The sequence below is a fragment of the Vibrio sp. J1-1 genome (genome assembly GCF_021728395.1).
In the GTDB taxonomy this organism is placed as follows: Bacteria; Pseudomonadota; Gammaproteobacteria; order Enterobacterales; family Vibrionaceae; genus Vibrio.
Genome location: NZ_JAKKCM010000008.1, coordinates 94,561 through 112,655 on the forward strand (window position 1 = coordinate 94,561; position 18,095 = coordinate 112,655).

7 protein-coding genes and 1 pseudogene are annotated in these 18,095 nt (G+C 43.6%); 7 read left to right on the forward strand and 1 reads right to left on the reverse strand.

The genetic code is table 11. The annotated features are described in order from the left end of the window. Positions 1 to 10: 10 nt before the first annotated feature. The gene (ccoN, locus tag L3V31_RS14395) at positions 11 to 1,438 is read right to left on the reverse strand and encodes a cytochrome-c oxidase, cbb3-type subunit I (protein ID WP_176291519.1); all 1,428 of its coding nucleotides are present in this window, start codon (positions 1,436 to 1,438) and stop codon (positions 11 to 13) included. Positions 1,439 to 1,696: 258 nt separating this feature from the next. On the opposite strand from ccoN, the gene L3V31_RS14400 reads away from it, so the two are divergent. The 7 genes and pseudogenes from L3V31_RS14400 (at position 1,697) to L3V31_RS14430 (ending at position 17,848) form a co-directional block, all read left to right on the forward strand. After that, positions 1,697 to 2,053, forward strand: a complete 357-nt coding sequence (locus L3V31_RS14400; protein ID WP_237316781.1) for a hypothetical protein — start codon at positions 1,697 to 1,699, stop codon at positions 2,051 to 2,053. Positions 2,054 to 2,166: 113 nt separating this feature from the next. After that, positions 2,167 to 3,348: an FIST N-terminal domain-containing protein gene (locus L3V31_RS14405; protein ID WP_237316783.1), complete on the forward strand. Its 1,182-nt coding sequence runs from the start codon at positions 2,167 to 2,169 to the stop codon at positions 3,346 to 3,348. Continuing rightward, complete coding sequence (locus tag L3V31_RS14410; RefSeq protein WP_237316785.1) at positions 3,338 to 5,068, forward strand: ATP-binding protein; 1,731 nt, start codon at positions 3,338 to 3,340, stop codon at positions 5,066 to 5,068. The genes L3V31_RS14405 and L3V31_RS14410 overlap by 11 nt, the downstream gene beginning before the upstream one ends. A 376-nt stretch (positions 5,069 to 5,444) precedes the next feature. Continuing rightward, a pseudogene (locus L3V31_RS14415) lies at positions 5,445 to 5,781 on the forward strand (transposase); the annotation flags it as partial. Between the two features lie 182 nt (positions 5,782 to 5,963). After that, positions 5,964 to 6,377 carry a BPSL0067 family protein gene (locus tag L3V31_RS14420; protein ID WP_237316787.1) on the forward strand — a complete coding sequence of 138 codons (414 nt, stop codon included), beginning with the start codon at positions 5,964 to 5,966 and terminating at the stop codon, positions 6,375 to 6,377. Positions 6,378 to 6,530: 153 nt separating this feature from the next. Continuing rightward, positions 6,531 to 7,940: a hypothetical protein gene (locus L3V31_RS14425; RefSeq protein ID WP_237316789.1), complete on the forward strand. Its 1,410-nt coding sequence runs from the start codon at positions 6,531 to 6,533 to the stop codon at positions 7,938 to 7,940. Beyond that, positions 7,937 to 17,848, forward strand: a complete 9,912-nt coding sequence (locus L3V31_RS14430) for a hypothetical protein (RefSeq protein ID WP_237316791.1) — start codon at positions 7,937 to 7,939, stop codon at positions 17,846 to 17,848. Before L3V31_RS14425 ends, L3V31_RS14430 begins: the two co-directional genes overlap by 4 nt. The last annotated feature ends 247 nt before the right edge of the window (positions 17,849 to 18,095 follow it).

Consider the following 18,095-nt stretch of genomic DNA (forward strand, 5'->3'; position numbering starts at 1 on the left):
TTAAATCTCCTTATGCCGGGTGTGGGATAGCCTTAAGGCTCTCTTTAGGTGCAGTTACTGTTTTGTACGTGTTGTATGCCATTAGAATCATACCTGATAGGAAGATTAAACCACCTAGGAAACGAACAAAATAGAATGGGTATGACGCTTGTACCGACTCAACAAAGCTGTAAGTCAGAGTGCCGTCAGAGTTAACTGCACGCCACATTAGGCCTTGCATTACACCAGAGATCCACATCGCTACGATGTATAGAACCGTACCGATTGTTGCTAACCAGAAATGCACGTTAACCAAACCGACAGAGTACATGCGCTCTTGGCCGAACAAGCGAGGTACCAAGTGGTAAACCGAACCGATAGAAACCATAGCAACCCAACCCAAAGCACCAGAGTGAACGTGACCAATGGTCCAGTCGGTGTAATGAGAAAGCGCGTTTACTGTCTTGATTGCCATCATTGGGCCTTCGAAGGTAGACATACCATAGAAAGACAACGACACAATTAGGAAACGCAAGATAGGGTCATAACGAAGCTTATGCCAAGCACCAGACAGCGTCATTATACCGTTGATCATACCACCCCAAGATGGAGCAAATAGTACCAACGACATCACCATACCCAAAGACTGAGTCCAGTCAGGTAGAGCAGTATAGTGAAGGTGGTGAGGACCAGCCCAAATATACAGGGAGATCAATGCCCAGAAGTGAACGATAGATAAACGGTAAGAGTAAACAGGACGTTCAGCTTGTTTAGGGACAAAGTAGTACATCATACCTAGGAAACCAGCGGTCAGTAGGAAACCTACCGCATTGTGTCCATACCACCATTGAACCATCGCATCCACTGCTCCAGAATAAATCGAGTACGATTTAGTCAAGGAAACAGGAACTGCCATGCTGTTCACGATGTGAAGTACTGCTACGGTGATGATAAACGCGCCGAAGAACCAGTTCGCCACATAAATGTGGGAGGTCTTACGTTTTACCAATGTTCCGAAGAACACCACTGCGTACGAAACCCATACAATCGCGATTGCGATATCAATAGGCCATTCTAGCTCAGCGTACTCTTTAGAGGTGGTCATCCCCTGAGGTAGAGTAATTGCCGCGGCTAAGATAATTGCTTGCCATCCCCAAAAGGTGAAGGCAACGAGTGGGCCACCAAAAAGACGTGTTTGACAAGTACGCTGAACAACATAATAAGATGTTGCGAACAGGGCACTAGTACCAAACGCAAAAATTACCGCATTAGTATGCAGCGGACGTAAACGACTGTACGTCAACCACGGCGTATCAAAGTTTAGCTGTGGCCAAACTAATTGAGCGGCAATCAAAACACCAACAGCCATACCAACTATGCCCCATAAAATGGTCACAAGGGTAAATTGGCGAACGACTGTATAGTTGTAGTTTTGTTCAAGCTGCTTTACTTGGCTCATTATGCATGCTTCCAATTTCTAATTAACTACACTTTTACTTCCAACACGACTTGCGTCGCAACACCACCCAAGTAAACTCTAGAATTCAAGTGTTATCATCACTTTATTTCCATTGCTTACTTTAATAAAAAGTGGCATTTTCAGCCCGACACTATACTTGAATTAACAATTCAATGACAGGGTAGTAACCTTAATGAAGCTCGGGAACACATTTTTTATTTAAAAAGTTTGAAGTTTGTAACAAGGATATTGGTATTTATGCCGGCACAAAAGTTAACAAAGGCGAGACTCGCACAAATCTTAATCATGCTCAGTGTTTTAGCTGGCGCATTTTTATGGCGAACCTTTACACACGAGACACCTAATAGCATCGACTGCTCACAAAAACAACGATGTGATTTAACAATATCGGGGGAAAGAATCACAATTAATCGTGACTCAGAGGGGATTTCAATCGAAGCGCTAAAAAGTAGCACTCTTAAAATTGATCTGGATCAATCGGGAGAGTTTATTAATGCAAGGGACATTCATCAGAATATTGAATGGAAGTCTATTTCACCAAACAAAGTTATTAAGCTCAGAGTAAATCAAAATATTGTCTTAGTTCATTTATAAATTGGAGATCAACCGCGATAATTGGAACTTCTTTAAGAAAATTGAACCTTCTTACTTAGTGATAATCGGTGGGGATGGTATAACAACAAAGTCATAAACAATATTAAAAGCTTATGCAGTGCCAATCAGTTTTTACTCATATCACAGATGAATATTTAGCCGTTAAAAAGCTACGTTCTGAATTGACTCAAAAGAACCCAGCTTACGTCATATGTTATTACACAGAAGAGTATGACTCTGAGTTAATACGTGCAGCTCTGCTCAAGAACTTTCCTGATACGCCTTTCCATGGTGCTAGTTCCTGCCAAGCAGTGATGACAGACCAAGGTTTTCATTCCGGGCCAGTTATCGCAGCACTATCTATTTACGATCACGGCCCACATGCTTACGGGACTGGCATTTCTCACTGCACTCAAAATGAAGGCGTGATGCATGCACTGGATATGGCGCTTGAAGATGCCAATCGAGTAGGGGAAATACCAGACTTAATTCTACTCCACGCCACACCTGGAAGAGAAGAATCAATAATCGAATCTATTGATCAAAGATTTGGCACATTAGTACCGATTATCGGTGGTTCAGCAGCAGACAATAATATTAAAGGAAAATGGTCAGTCATTACCGCGCAAGGGCAACAACAATCAGGGGTGAGCCTCACTTTATTTTATTCGTCACAACATGTTGATATCGCTTTTAGTGCCGGACATACCTCGACCAATATCAAAGGTATTGCCACTAAAACCCAAGGACGATGTCTGCTAGAAATTGATGGTGAGCCTGCGCTCGAGCGCTATAGACAATGGACCAATCATCAGCAAAATCAAACAGGTAAGGATAACCTGTTATTCACCAACTCCAGTGCATACCCAATAGGAAGAGTCGCGGGCTACTTGTACGACAGACCATACTACAAACTATCTCACCCCATTAGAGAAACAGAAGAAGGAGGCATCGAACTCTTTACCAATATTAATGAAGGAGATGAGATCACTTTAATGAAAGGGAGTCGGGAACATCTACTAGCTCGAGCCGCCAAAGTTGTGAATATCGCTTTCAATCAGAAATTAGAAGAGTCTCGTAAATTAGGTGTCATCAACATCTTTTGCGCAGGGCCTATGTTGCACTTGAAGCAAGACATGAACAGCGTTTGTGAACAAATCAACCAAGAGTTGGAAAACCTGCCATTTATCTGTCCATTTACCTTTGGCGAACAAGGAAGATTTATTGGTGGCGAGAATGGACATGGGAACCTAATGATCTCATCAGCGATATTCCATAAGCCTTATGAAAGATAAATATTTAGAGACCTACCAGCAAGAAGCTCTTCAGGAAGCGTTGGTTGAGTTACAACAAGCGAAGCATAGAGAGAGATTGCTCGCTGATGAAAACAAAGCCATTCTTTCGGCAATATCTGCGATGAGCGAAGCCAAAAACCGCAATGAGATCTTCTCTGGTTTAAATACAGTCTTAAAAAAATACATTAATTTTGAAGATTTTATCGTTATTACTCGTGACGATAACAGACAGTCTTTCAAAACTTTAATATCAACAAACAGAGTATTCGACACCGTTGATTGGTTACAAGGTAACACAATGGAGCGTGCGCTAAATGGTGAATGTATATTACTGTTCGAACCATTAAGGTTAGGCGAGTTCTCTAACTTAAATATATTCGTTAAGAACCACGTAAACTCAGTCATTCTAACTGGCATTCGCTCTGAAGTGACTCAAAATATAATCCTATTGATTGGCGCACAAAAAGGGCACTTCAGTATTGAAAACAAAGAAACACTTCGACGCTTTCGCCCTTTAATAGAACGAGCGGTCATTGATATAGAGACCAAAGAGAAGTTACAACGTATCGTTGATGTGAGGACGACAGAGTTAGCTAAAGCTCGGGAAGAAGCAGAACTCGCTAACCAGTCCAAGTCCGAGTTTCTCGCCATGATGAGCCATGAAATCCGAACCCCACTAAACTCCGTTCTTGGTATGCTCGATATACTGAGACAATCAACATTGTCCAACGAGCAATTCGAGGCACTGTGTCAAATGGAGAGCTCTGCGGAACTGCTTCTCGCAATCATAAGTGACATCCTAGACATCTCTAAGATTGAGTCGGGTAGCTTTCAATTGCATGAGCAGTGGACCAATCTAAGTGACGCCGTCACCTTTGTTATTTCCCAGCAAAAACAGATAGCTATTAGCAAAAATTTGGATTTCAACCTTGATTGCAGCATACCGCCTGACAAACAATATTGGATTGATTCGACGAGATTATCTCAGGTTTTATTTAACCTCATTGGTAACGCCATTAAATTCACCGATAGCGGTACGGTGAGCATTTCAGTTTTAGAACAGAAAGACGAGCTAATTATTTCCGTTACTGACACAGGTATTGGTATTTCAAAAGACAAACAAGCTCGTTTATTTACTGCTTTTCATCAAGGGGACAGATCGATAACCAGACGTTTCGGAGGGACAGGATTAGGTCTGGCAATCACCAAACAATTAATAGAGATGATGCGCGGAACCATAATAGTTGAGAGTGAGGAACATGTAGGTTCGTCATTTACAATAAAGATTCCGGTATTGACCAGGCTTCATCAGAACCGTCCTGTAAAAATCGAAGCAAACAGCCCAGTCAAAGCGTTGAATTTACTTGTCGTTGAAGATACGCATTCAAACCAACTCGTGATTAAATTAATTCTAAACAAGTTAGGTCATAACGTTCACATCTCAAGCCACGGTGAAGAAGCACTGGCATTTCTGGAAGGTAACAGCGACTCAATCGACGTGATACTTATGGATGTATCGATGCCAGTAATGGACGGTATTACGGCAACGCGCTTGATTCGAGAAAAAGGCATCACCACACCAATCATCGCATTAACAGCACACGCTTTAGAAAGCGACCGTGACAAATGCTTAGATGCTGGCATGGACAGCTTCATTTCCAAACCAGTCCGTAGACAAGACATCTATGAAGCTATTCAAGTGTTTCTAGAAAAGGATTAGTCTTAATATAGATCTTAACAATCGATAGATTATTAAGATCTATATTAAGTATTTTATGGTAAATAGCCATTATGTTTAATGGAAGCCTCAAAACCCTGGATGAAATTGAAATAAAGGAGGGATAGGAGGCTAAACCAGCAAAGATTTGGCGTAGCGTTATACTTCATTTAACTAATCTACGAACCAGACTGTGTACATGGTTGGTTGGCCTTAATGTTTACTACTTTAAGCAGTGAGTTATAGAATTCTGTTCGGCTTTATTTCAAATTTGTGTACATGTACACTGCCATATTTTATGGTAATGGTGTTTTTTCGCACATGGTGTACATGTACAAATTGCCCCTAAATCCACCCAATATTGGCTCCAACTTCACTTAAACATGGTACTTACGGAAAACGTAGAGTCGGGAGAAAGCTGCATTTAGCAGTAGACACCAGTACTCACGATATCGTCGCAGCAGAGCTGAGTTTATCTAATGTCACCGATGCATAAGCCCTTCCTAACTTGCTCAAGCAGACATGTCGAGAATTATTGAAATATCAGGAGATTGTGCTCACTCTCTGAAACTACCATGTATCGTTTGAAACTATTGCTAGGTGAGAGGTTAAGCCTGAGAAACTATAATGCTCGGGTCGGTGACACTTACACCACGACCGAATTACATACCAAGCTTACAGGGCTTGGTATGCCTAAAACTAAGCATATTGTTTAGTAATTAACTTCAGGCGATTTAGCTCTCTGTTTGAATTACGCAACAAAGCCTCTTGGAACTTTAAACATTAGCACATCGTCTGTGGGTTCATGGTGCGCTTACCTTAGATCAACAATATTTTGCTTTACGCTTTACGCTCAACTAACTTTAATTTGTTTATAAATAAACCAAAGGAAGTGGAGATGCCGAGAAGTGGCGGGTATAGAAGCTACATTGATGTGGACAAAATAATCACTGAAAACGATCAACTTGTAAGCACAGGTTCCTGTGCGGCGCTTGTACAACATTACACCAGAGTTGATGTGACCAGCAACTGGGTTGAAGGCGAAGTGGTACTGGGAAGTGAAACCATAAAAAGAGGAACCGCCATTGCGACTTTCGTAAATGGTGCTTATCCCAACCTTCCTTCGGGCAATCACGCAGCTTTTTATGTCGAACAGGATGATACCAGCATCACTGTTGTGGACCAGTGGGAAGCGCTACCAAAACCTCAAAAACGCACGATTTACAAAAAGGGTAAGAATCCTGATGGGACATTTAAAGACCCGAGCAACAATGCAGAAGCGTTTTCCATTATCGAATTAAAACCGGATTAAATACTACATATCTGATTTCAAATATGCAGTGCCTGCCTGTGAAAAAGTATGATCTTACATTTTCAGTAGCGATACTTGAGCTATACATATATCAAAATTAAGGAAGAGCATATCTTGTGGTTTTTAAGATGAGTAAAATTTTGGAGCAGTGGAATGCGACTATTTATTATTTTTTTCGTGCTTTTAAATCTGGTGGGCTGCGAATTAGCTCAGTCTGAACAATTTGTAGTTAAAGAAATTGACAAAGTATTGCTGATATTTCCGCCAGGGCCTTTGCCAGAAGGTAACGCAGAAGTCATTATCCCGGGTGTTATCGATTTGAGTAAATCAGGGAATTGTGAAAAAGTCGCACTTCAAGACGGAGCTGAAAAAATCGGTACTCGGCTTTTTCCCCGCTTTGGACCGAGATCTTCACAGCAATTTGTGGTCACCATTGATCAGTCAATAAGAAATGACAAACAAGCGGTTGTTGCGGTAATCGACGCATATATCACCGCTTATGATTTATCTGCAAATACGGGGCCCTTTGCCTGCCTAAAAAATGGTTCAATTCCCTTGATAAAATCCTTTGTTGTCGATGCCATTCCTTCTAGTTATGAAGACACTTTGGTAACGACCTTTGGTGTTGATACAAGCAGCAAAAGTGTTGAGGTGTTGCCAGGACAATCCTTCTGTGTGGAATATGCCGATGGTCGCTTTAGACAAGATAGAAAGGGTGCCGCCGAGGGGCGTCAGTTTTTCTCTGGTGGTGCAACAAACTGTTATCGTTTAGAAATGGGAACTGGCGGCGTACCAAAAAACAGCTCTCTCACATTTTCACCTTTCTTCAGGGCTATAGGGGGCATAAACGTTGCAGACACAAGTTCAACAGGAGATAACCGCTCTGCTCAATCGCGTCGGGTGGCAGGCACTGTCGATCTGCTAAATACGCAAAGTGTTCGCGAGAAAAAACGATATCGTTTGTTTTATAACGATAGTATCCCCTCATTTAACGAAACTTCACCACCTTCATATCTATTTGACCAGACGCCATTACTAATCGCCACCAGTTGCCCAGGTTCCATGGAGTACCTTTCCTCGTTGGGGGTTGATGACCGCGCAAAAATCTGTGTGGATCCGATATCAGATGACGACTTAGAGCAGATCTTTATACCTGAGCTCAACAAGTTTGAGAGAGAAAACCCTGCGAGTGCTCGTGCATTAAAAACGTGTGTGAATTATGCCAACGATGGTTTAAGTGAATGGAAGCCAGTTTGTTACCTATTTAATGAGAGGGGGATTCCTTTTCCACAAGTGGATATTGTGATCAACGGTGAACCGAGTCAGGTAGAGGTTTATCAAACCCTTTGGAACATACTGGAGCAATCTGGAACGCTTCGTTATCAGACGCTTCTGCAGCAGGGAGCCAATCCAAGAGCTATTTCCCAAATAATGCAGAACGAACTTTCGCAGTTACAACTTTTGCGCCGATACAATGGTCGAACCTATCCCGTATTTTTTGAAACGCTAAACATCGAAGCTCTTCAGCTGCCTCTTCTGCCCGGAGATGAGATAACCAAATGAAATTAATAAGAGTCACCAACAGCAATGTTTTCATTCCCGAGTTTAATATCGGGGAGCCTTTGAGTGCGCGAATTGGTTTTGTAATGTGGAATGATGATGGTCGCACAGAAATAGATTTGACTGATTCATGGGGAGGGGGTGGATATGCGCTTTGGCCGACCTTATCTCAAAGCAATCATAACTGGCGCAGATTTGGTAACAACATTTTAGATGCTTTTACGGCACAAAATCAGGCTCTGCCAGAAGGGCGAGAAGTGCGATTTGGACTTTTCTCTGAACGAGGAATTGCCACTGGAGAAGATTGGATAGAGGTACGAAGAAATTCAACTCCAGGTGTTCCGGATACCGTTTCAAAATCGGTAGGGCTGGCGGTAGGCAATGAATCATTTAAACTGAATATTCAAAGTAATGCGCCAATTACCTTGACTCAAGATGGTTTTTTATTCGGAACGGTTATCGCGCCTCACTCGTTGAGAGTCACCAGGGAAAATGGTGGTTCTCCCGCTGGAATTCCATGGCCAGTAGATGGCGAAGTTACATTATCTGTAGCAAATTCTGATACTGCTGGATGCTTCGAATTTATAAGTACTCTTGATCAGAATTCTCTTGATAACCTGGGAGTACATCTCAGATTCGCGGTTGCAGGTGAATACGACGAGTTTTGGAATTCTGCGCCTATTAATTCGTCCAGATTTACCCTTTTTACCTATGATGGGCCTTTTGCTAACCAGCACACTGTAAAAGTGCAGATGGATTTACAACAGCCATACGAGAAATCTCGCACTTCCATGGCTTTTGTCGGAGCAGGTGCTCATGGAACGTCCAGTATATCTCTGGCTATTCAAAGTTACTTCGAAACAGCCGATGGTCATCGGGTTGGTTTGATCCCTCTGGAGGATTCTCGACTGGTTTTAGAGCGGTTTGTGGATGAATATCTCGATGGCGAGTTGCCAAACCAGAGGGCTCGAAACTACCTGACACCCGACGGACAATTTGAGTTATTAATTGATGGTGACGATGGCAGTTCATTATGGCCTGAAAGACACAAACTTTTAACAGGGCTGTCCAGAACGGAGTTCTTGGAGTTTTCCCCCCGAAGAGCCGATGATTTACCCGGAAACGTGATTCGATTCACATCACGGCAGGCGGCTGCCGACTTTCGGACTATTCCAGATGGATTCGGCTCTGACGAGGATTTGACTGGTGATATCTTATCTAACCAATTAACGACCTCTTGGATAGACTTACCTGGTAATATTGGCCCCAGACTTGTGGCATCCCGTCAGCCTGAGAGAATGGCATTACATGGTCGAAAGGTCGAAAAAGGTTTAGGTTCAGATGAAGATGTTGGTCTCCTGTATTTTGAGCCAAACAACGTTGACCATAATGTTCCCATTCCGGCAGTTCCATTGTTGGGTTTGAGCAATACTAAAGACTCAAGCAACACCGCCATTGACTTGGAAAAAACTGTGCTCTCCTCTCAAAGGAGTAAATTATTAAGAAAGCAAGCAACTGGATTGGGAAGTGAGAGTGCAGAAAAAACGGTATATACGCCTCAAGGATTCCGCGTCATATTAAGAGAGGATGGCACCTGGGGTGAGTTATTGATTGCTCATATCCCGATTAATAAAAATAAGCACTCAAAAATCTCTCTCGAAAATATAAATGAAGACTTTGTGGACCTGCTCATGCAAAACAGAGTCTTTATGGTTACCAGCTCTACTCAAGATATAACAGGAACAACAATGTTCAACTTGAAGGGGGCATTTAATGTGGCTGGTTGGGGCTTTTCGGCAAATCTTGGCAACAATCCTGGTGCATCCTCAGCCTCTGCGCCTTCCGGTGTATCGATGCCGACAGCTTTAATCGTTAAAAGCCATGATAAAAGTATCGCAGACTTGGTGAAGGACCCACAGCTTTGGACCAATCGAAGTCAGTTAGGCTCTGAATCCCTTATCAATTTGCAAGCAGCACTTACTGACTATATTAAGGCGGCAAGAGAACTTGCAGACAAAGAAAAGGTGACTAATCCGGGAGTAAAAAGTCGCTATGGTTCATTTTTGGATGCGATTGATAATCCCGACTGGAATGGCTTTTTATTGGTGAATGTGAATATCGATACTTCAAACTTACCACTACAAATTAAAGGCTTGATGGGTGGAGTTAACAATAAACAGTTGACTGCTCATCACTTTGGTATTGAGCTGACAAGGAATGAAAAGGGAACAAAAGACCTTACGCCAAAAAGAAGTTCTATATTTGGTCTTGTGGATTATCCTGCGCCGGGGTCAGGACCAGCTCCTCAACCTAAGGATCCGCATCTCAACCAACCCGCGCTGAATGATTCCCGCTATGATTTCAAACTACAGAAAATGTCGGTGTTGTTTGAAAATGGCGAAGTCACTCGATTTGATTGCCGTATTGCATTATTCATTGGAGCCTTATTCACAGACTCAGTGAAATCCGAGCAAAATAACTCAGAGCATACCGGGCGCATTTTGAGTTTTGATGGTCAGTATGAGGGGCGCTTTGTTGACGGCACTAGGCGTGACACCTATACCTTTATTCACAAGAAAGACTACGAGTTTGAACTCGATACATTTATTTTTGAAAAGCTGACATTAACTAAGCTGCAGTTCATTACCGAAAGTTCCAAAGCCATTGGCCAGGGGAGGGAAAAAATTAAAACCAGAGTGGCACTCTGGGGGAATATGGATTTTCAGGAAGTTAGTGAAGATGTAAATTTCCCAGGCATCGAAAAGTTGGACTTCGATGATCTGGGTATCACTTTTGAGTTCGAATTGGGAAAGAACATAGAATTACCTGATCTCCTACCCAATTTCGATATTGGGCCAGTCAGATTTGAACTGCCGGAAAAAGGATTCGGATCCGGTTTTCTTCCTAGCCTGCCATTTAAATTAAAGTTTTTCCAAACAGCTCCCCGCAATGAACCCATCAGTTTAGGCGAAGAAGGATATTTCGGTATGTCTTTTGATGGTTCTTTACCACAATTTCGTTTTGGTTTGGGTTTTGATGTGGATTTGGGGGCATTAGGAGCGCTAGCTTCTTCTCTGGAAGGCATCAGAATGACGCTTCTGTTTGGCTGGATACCAAAAGTGGAAAACGGAGGTGAGAGAGGCTTTTCAGTTGGCCTTCGATTTGAAGGCGGGGGAGGTCAAAACCTCGATATTGGCCTACAGGGAATCATGCGCCTAACAGCCGAAGACTATGAGTTTGGCAAGGTGGAAGCAGATAATAACAAGAGCTATTTCATGGTGTCTATCAAAAAGGCACATTTATATCTTTTAGGCAAAAAATTGCCGAAAGATGATGGCTTTACACTGTTTTTGTTCGTAGACCCTGAAAATCCTGATGTGGACAAAATTGGTTGGTTTATGGGGCTTAATAATCTGGGCTCACCTGATGGTTTTGACGTCAAGTATCTGGGACTTGGGCAGCGAGTAGACGCATACAACAAGCCAGGTGTCCCTTCCACAGTTGAGGTGGTAGAGCACTTAAAATCCCATGGTGCTATTCGCACAGCTGAACAAGTAAAACAAAAGCTAGCTGAGAGACAGGTACTTTATGATGCAGACAGAGGTTGGACAATTGGACTGCAGACGCTGATTTACGATGCATTTGACCTTGATCTTGTGTTTATGGACCCAGAGATGTATGGCGCTAGATTGAGAGTACCCTCTAGTAACAGTCCGGCACCGTTATTGTTTGATGTCGATATCTTATATCGAAAAATTACCGACGATCTCGGTGTTTACTCAACCGAAATTGTCTTACCAGATCACATCCGTCAAATTGAGTTTGGTGCAGCATCAATAACGGTACCAGCTATAGGTTTGGATATCTGGACTGATGGTGGCGTCACTGTTGACCTGGGATACCCATCAGAAAATCTTGATTTCTCGCGCTCCTTCACTGTACAAATTCTGCCCTTTTTGGGATCTGGCGGCATGATCTACAGTCGAATCAATGGTCTTGGAGCAACTACATTTCCACAACCTGTAGATCCAGATTGGCGCTACAGTCCAGTAATGCGTGTGGCTTTTGCTGCTCGAGTTGGTTTAGGTAAAGAGATCCGCAAGGGGATTCTCCGAGCCGGTTTATCACTGGCTGTATTTGGCATGATTGATGGAACCTGGGGAAAACTGCGTTATGTGGGTTCACAAGATCCAGCACCTACCACTCAAGCGCCGAAAAGTTACGTTATTGTTTCTGGCCGCTATGGACTAGTAGGTGAAATATTTGGCTATGTTGATTTTCGTATTGTTCGTGCTGGTGTGAGTGTTCGGGTATGGTCGAGTGTTGGTATTGTGTTAGAAACCTGGAATCCAACTACTCTGTATTTTGAAGCGGGTGTCAGTGTTCGTGTCAGAGTGGTGATTGCTCGAATCAAGGTTTTTGGCAAGAGAATAGAGATAAAAGCGAGCTTTAGTTTTCGTTCAACCATTCGTTACGATTGGAAAATTGGTAGTCGTGACAGTCGGTATGACAGTGTCTTCGGAGCTGGTTTGGGGCTAGAAGAGGCACGTCCAGTTTTCGGCAGCAACTATTTATCCGCGCCACCGATCTCCTGGGACTATTCTTTCAAAGTTTGGCAGCAGCAGGAAGACTTGACCGTTTGGTTTACTCCCGATGTAAGTCTAAACGATGACGGTGTCCCTCAGGTGGTTTTATTAATGATGTGCGAAGGGGGACCAGAGGCCAGTGGCGTAATAGGAGAACGGCCATTTGACAAAGTCATACAGTCTTTGCTTGTTTGGGCTATACGAGAGAAGTTCAAGGATCTCGGTGAGTTTAGTGGTTCGGTAGTAGATTGGGAACTATCTATAGAACACGTGGACCAGTTAGAGCGAGCACTCGCACAGCCGATTGCATTATCCAGAAGTGGAAATGGAGCAAATACACCTTTAGATTACACTACGTTGCAGAAATTCCTGAAAGGGAATTTTAATCTGACAATTCGCGAGCACCCCAAAGGGGGGGCTGGTGAATCAAAAGGTGGAGCACAGTTTCCGGTGCCATCGGAGCTGATTCTACAAATTGAAGACAATGGCAGTCCACATGAGGTTAAGTTGTCAGATTTGCGCAAAGTTTCTGAAAACTACCAGGATGAGCTGGATGAGTATTTCGAGAAAATGCTGGTCCTGATGGATGAGCGAAATACCGACCCAGGGCTGGGTTCCGATGACGAAAGGTTGGCGATAGAAATCCTGTTTGAAGATTATTTTGCTCTGCTTATTAAAACTGCGGTAGAAGAAGTGAAGCAGGCCCATCTGACATTTAGTGAGAGTCATATTGCTGTGTCACGGTTACTGCAGAAGATGACACTTAATCCAGAAATCGACCCCAATAAGCCGAAGCGAGATGCGTACAGCAGAATTGCCGCCTCCGCCGGAAGATATCAATTTTATGGTCTGCGGGTAAAAAATCCTGATGATCCGCAAGATACCATGGCCTTTTTTGATTTGGTACAGTTGCAAATACCATTGCGAACCACATTGCAAGAATGGTCATCTGCGGTTGCTAATCAACTGGACTATAGATTGAGCTTGTCAGCTGCTCCAGAAGCCTGGTTTAGTGTTAACGCTGCCCAAAGCAAGCTTGATATCGATGTCCTTGAAGCAATGCGTTTAATCGATATTCATCCCGATTGGGTTGATGCCAAAGTGCTCAATATTCTGCGTGGACAAAACCGCCGCTATGGGTTCTCAGACCCCGTTAAAATCTCGTCACAACAGAACCAAAATGGTGCTCTGGGTGGAACACTGTGGCCTATTACTGAAATGTTGCGAGCAGATTTGCATAACCGTCTAGGGAAACTTGGTAAAGGTCCATTACCTTTGGCTTTAAAAGTCGGCAACGCAAATAGTAATGAAGATCAGGACAAAGATATCAGCAATTGGCAATGGACCACGCAAATCCCGGTTCACATAACGAGGGTAGAACGAGTTGACGGAGGCGGTCAATTTGTACCTAACACTTATATGATTGGGGGCGTTAGTGAAGCCAATCGCTACGTATTGGATCGCCTCTTAACCGATAAAGATGGCAGATGGTACGAACAACCTGATAAGCTGGATGTTTTCCTGCTGCATGAGGATCTGCAAAATGAGGGGGCCCTTAAGCATCTGCCGTTGAATCGCAGTGGCTCTTTTGCTTTCAAAACCAATCTTTCTCGCATCTCTCGCCCCCATGGAGTTGTGGAAGATAGTTTTGGCTCTGATGAAGACACAGAAGATAACTTTGCAGCGAATTTTACGGCAGCAGAAAAACTCGAACTGTTGGAAATTATCCGGCAAGGCAGTGTTGTCAATTCTGGTGGATACTTTCTTCACATTGAGACCAAAGATGGTGGCGGGCTGCCTCCCGCTATTTTTGATTCCAACAATGATCGCACTTACTTGACCCTGATGATTGTATTCAAAGGTGAGAATCTACCTGCAAGAGATTATTTCACCAACCTGTATATCCCCAATGGTTTAACCGACAGTGCGATTACTGATGCGTCAGATAGCGCTTCTAAGAGCTTTTTGTATGCTGAATCTGGAGACAAAGTGTATGAACCAGTTATAGAGCCTGGACATATTCCATTAAACGTCGTTAGGGCGGCACCCTCTCGGCGCTACATTAAGTCAGATGGTACTCGCGGCACACTTGCACAGGCTGTGGCTGATGTAGACGTTGATATGTTGTCCGAAACAGAAAGGGTGGCAGCGCTCTTCGCGGCAGGTGATACCGAAGTTGAATTGGAAGAGCGATTCAATTTATTGGAATGGGAAATAAAAGGCGATGCAGACTTTGTTGCTCAGTCTGGGGACAGTGTGCTACCGATTGGTCCGGCTGACTTCGAAGAGAGTGACGAAATTCCAGACTCATTTAACAGCGAAGACTGGCTGTACGAGCAGTTAGTACCCGTCCACAAGTTCGCTCAACAAAACGATGGTCTTCCTCCAGATGAACGAGACATATATGCTGGTGTTGGAAAGACAATAACGTTTCGGGTTGGTTTCAGGGATATTTACGGAAATCGCTTAAATAGAAGTACATTTCGCCCCATTAACATAAAGTTGGAGTATTTTGATCATCTCCTAAACCCATTGAAACTTCCTGCTGTGGCGGCGGCCTATGGTTGGGGGAGCAATGGTTCTCTAGAAATTATGTTGTCTGCAACATTCGACCCCAATACCTTTGCGCGTGAAATGGATGACGGAACTCTGGCTTTCTTCGATCCTGATGTGGAAAATGATCCCGAAAACGATGCTTTGGGTGATAAATTAGTTGAATCCCAAAGACTATACCGCAGGATGCAACAGCAGCTCGACGATCCCAATATCACTGCTGGTATCGAAACCAGTCTAAGTACCGACAGCATTAGTTTAAGTCGTGATAAAATCGACAAACTAAGAGAGTTCTGTGTCGAAGGGTACGATGTTATCGAATCACTTTTGCAAGGGGATTCACCTGCAAGCAGACCATCTTGGAGCCAGATTGTAAAAGTACTGCAAATGCCAGAAGAGGACTTTGTAGAAATCAAGGTTGCTCTTTGCATTGCCCGGCGTCAGTCTAATGTTATCCGCATGCCTGATGCACCTGAAAGAGCTTACTTGCCAGCCTGGAAAAATGTCACAACAATTGCTCCTAAAACAGCAGCGGCTTCAGAAGAGGGAAGCGAAAAGCTGCTGGACTATGCGATTGCTTTCAAAACAGCATTCGATGGGTTCGAACTTACCACAGGTGTAGGAACACAGAGCACGCGTTCTTTCTGGGCAGTCTCTTCTAAAGTCATTCAACTCCAAATTGATTGGCAAGCCGCCAGTGAAGGTCCCGCTATTTTTGCACCACCGCCGCTCTCAACAAGCTTGCTCTCAGCAGAATTTGAGTATGACGAGCCTCTCAATACAGCGACAACGACGAAGCTCAAAGCCTCGGTACGCGACGCAGATGTTGATGATTACATGCGCTTGTTTATCAGAGATATAGCGAGATTTTTATCGCCTGAAATTGCAGTGCCGGCCAGGAAAGTATCTGAAAGTGTATTGGATGAAGTACTGCGGTATAAGCGGGTACTTGCTAGCAAACTGGCTGCAAAAATCACTACGGTTCTAATTGATGAACGACCATTTATAGATGAGGCTTCGTTACCGGCAAAGTCTGTGTTTAAAGATAGACTCATTACTGATCTACCCAGTGCTTACGATGTTGATTCAGTGCTAAGTTATCCACTGAAAATCAATAGTGCTTTTAAAGACCAAGATGCACCTAGTGTTTACGGCCGCATCGTTCTTGCCAGTCAGGATATCACTAGCTTGCCAATTATGTTCCGACCTGTGAAAGTTCAGTTAGATAGTAATAGCCCATGGTTGGTGGCACTATTTGATTCAAAACGGGAAAAGCGTAGAGCTGAAGAGACACTTAATCCACAATTTCGAATCACCCATGTGGAACGGACATTTGATGGCAAAGACTATCGTCCATCAGCTTGGTTGAAGCTTATTGAGGAAATGGAAATTCCGCTTACACCGGCAGCATCAGGTCAACAAAAACCTGTCAGGATACCCGTGCCACTGAGGCGGTTTCCCGTTACGCCAACATTAATGGCGCAAAGCTTTACGTCTCAAAAAATAAAGGAATCAGATTCACTTATAGATTGGTTTGAACAAGCTCGGGCGTGGCATTTTCAAACGGATTATGGCAGACCAGATGTCGACCAAGATACAGTGTACTTTGATGTACGCTATAACAATCAAGACACCGTTATTCCGCAAGGGGATGTGGCTACAGACAACGAACCTCAAAATTGGGTTTCACTCCTGTTTAAGAGTCTCGTTGTCTACAGGACCCACCGAGATGAAATTTGGACTTCTCTTAATAAATTACCTACAGGACAATCTTCGCTACAGGTGCAAAATGCGGTAACAGCGTTCGCGAATCTTGCTAAAGCAGTGACCGAGGCATTTCAGCAGGATCTGGGGCTTGAAGAGGATGGAATTCCAGGGCTGGTTGACAAATTCAAAATTGATGAAGATCCCATTGCAAATGGAAGCAAACGTCGAATTGACTTGATCTGGGAGACTCCTGCACAGGAAAGACGCGCCAAAGAGTTAAGTATTACGCCATTGAGCAATACCAACCAGTTAATACCCACAGAATCGCCGGTGTACACAACTGATAGTGTGCAAGTGGTATATAAGCGTAAGCCAGAGCATCCGAAATTTGGGGAAGGCGAATGGATACGCCGTAGAGTAGGATTGATTGGACTTGATATTCTCTCTACAGAGAATGCATGGAGTGGCCTGGAATTGAAGCGCAACGAGGATTTGGTTGATGGACGCACAACCAATCCAAAATTTGTTTACTCCACCTCGGCGGTTCGATTTGGTCAACATTTGACCCCAACCTTAAAACGCTTTGAATCTATTGATATAAGTGAGGGAGTAGATCGCACGTTGCAAGAGCACCTTAAGCAAATGTTGCAATTCACGTTGAATGTGGCAAAAGCGCAAAGTGATATGAGGAGCATGGCACGATGTGATATTGGCTGGGGTTATGACAATGAATTGCTCGCTGAACTGGTTCCCGAAGTGGACTCAAATACGCTAATTACCCGTACTCCAATACCGAGTCAGAGATTAGTAGCCAGAAACATAAATTTACTTGGAACTGTAGCAGGTTCTGAGGAAACCATTGAATCAGTTGCGGATTCGGTTCAAATCGCAGCTCAAAATACGGTGCTGAATAAGGTATATCCTACTATTGAATCTGGCACTGACGAGGGCAAGCCAAGGGGCGCTTTGGTTTTCGATGTGACAATTTATGCGCATATCGAGGGAGAAGATAAACCTACTTTTCAGTTGTTCAATTTAACCCTGCCTCTGGCACGCATTGTGTAGAGGACATAGTATGCCTGGACACATCATGATCTCTAGAAAACAGGACCCTAGTATGTCTGATTTAGGTACTTCTAGGGTATTTGTTCCTGAACCCATCTCTGAGGGACCCAATAGCAAGTTAATACGAATTATAGGTTTACCAGTCGTACAGCCAGACCAGTTTGGTAACTATGTGCCTGAAGTTCATGGAAACATTGATGCATTCGACGCCGTGCATACGTTTGCAGCTGTTTGGAGAGTCGATAAT

What these genes read in the sequence shown, in the direction of transcription:
- ccoN (WP_176291519.1), bottom strand. Translation starts at nt 1,438, where the DNA reads ATGAGCCAAGTAAAGCAGCTTGAACAAAACTACAACTATACAGTCGTT.
- L3V31_RS14400 (WP_237316781.1), top strand. Translation starts at nt 1,697, where the DNA reads ATGCCGGCACAAAAGTTAACAAAGGCGAGACTCGCACAAATCTTAATC.
- L3V31_RS14405 (WP_237316783.1), top strand. Translation starts at nt 2,167, where the DNA reads ATGCAGTGCCAATCAGTTTTTACTCATATCACAGATGAATATTTAGCC.
- L3V31_RS14410 (WP_237316785.1), top strand. Translation starts at nt 3,338, where the DNA reads ATGAAAGATAAATATTTAGAGACCTACCAGCAAGAAGCTCTTCAGGAA.
- L3V31_RS14420 (WP_237316787.1), top strand. Translation starts at nt 5,964, where the DNA reads ATGCCGAGAAGTGGCGGGTATAGAAGCTACATTGATGTGGACAAAATA.
- L3V31_RS14425 (WP_237316789.1), top strand. Translation starts at nt 6,531, where the DNA reads ATGCGACTATTTATTATTTTTTTCGTGCTTTTAAATCTGGTGGGCTGC.
- L3V31_RS14430 (WP_237316791.1), top strand. Translation starts at nt 7,937, where the DNA reads ATGAAATTAATAAGAGTCACCAACAGCAATGTTTTCATTCCCGAGTTT.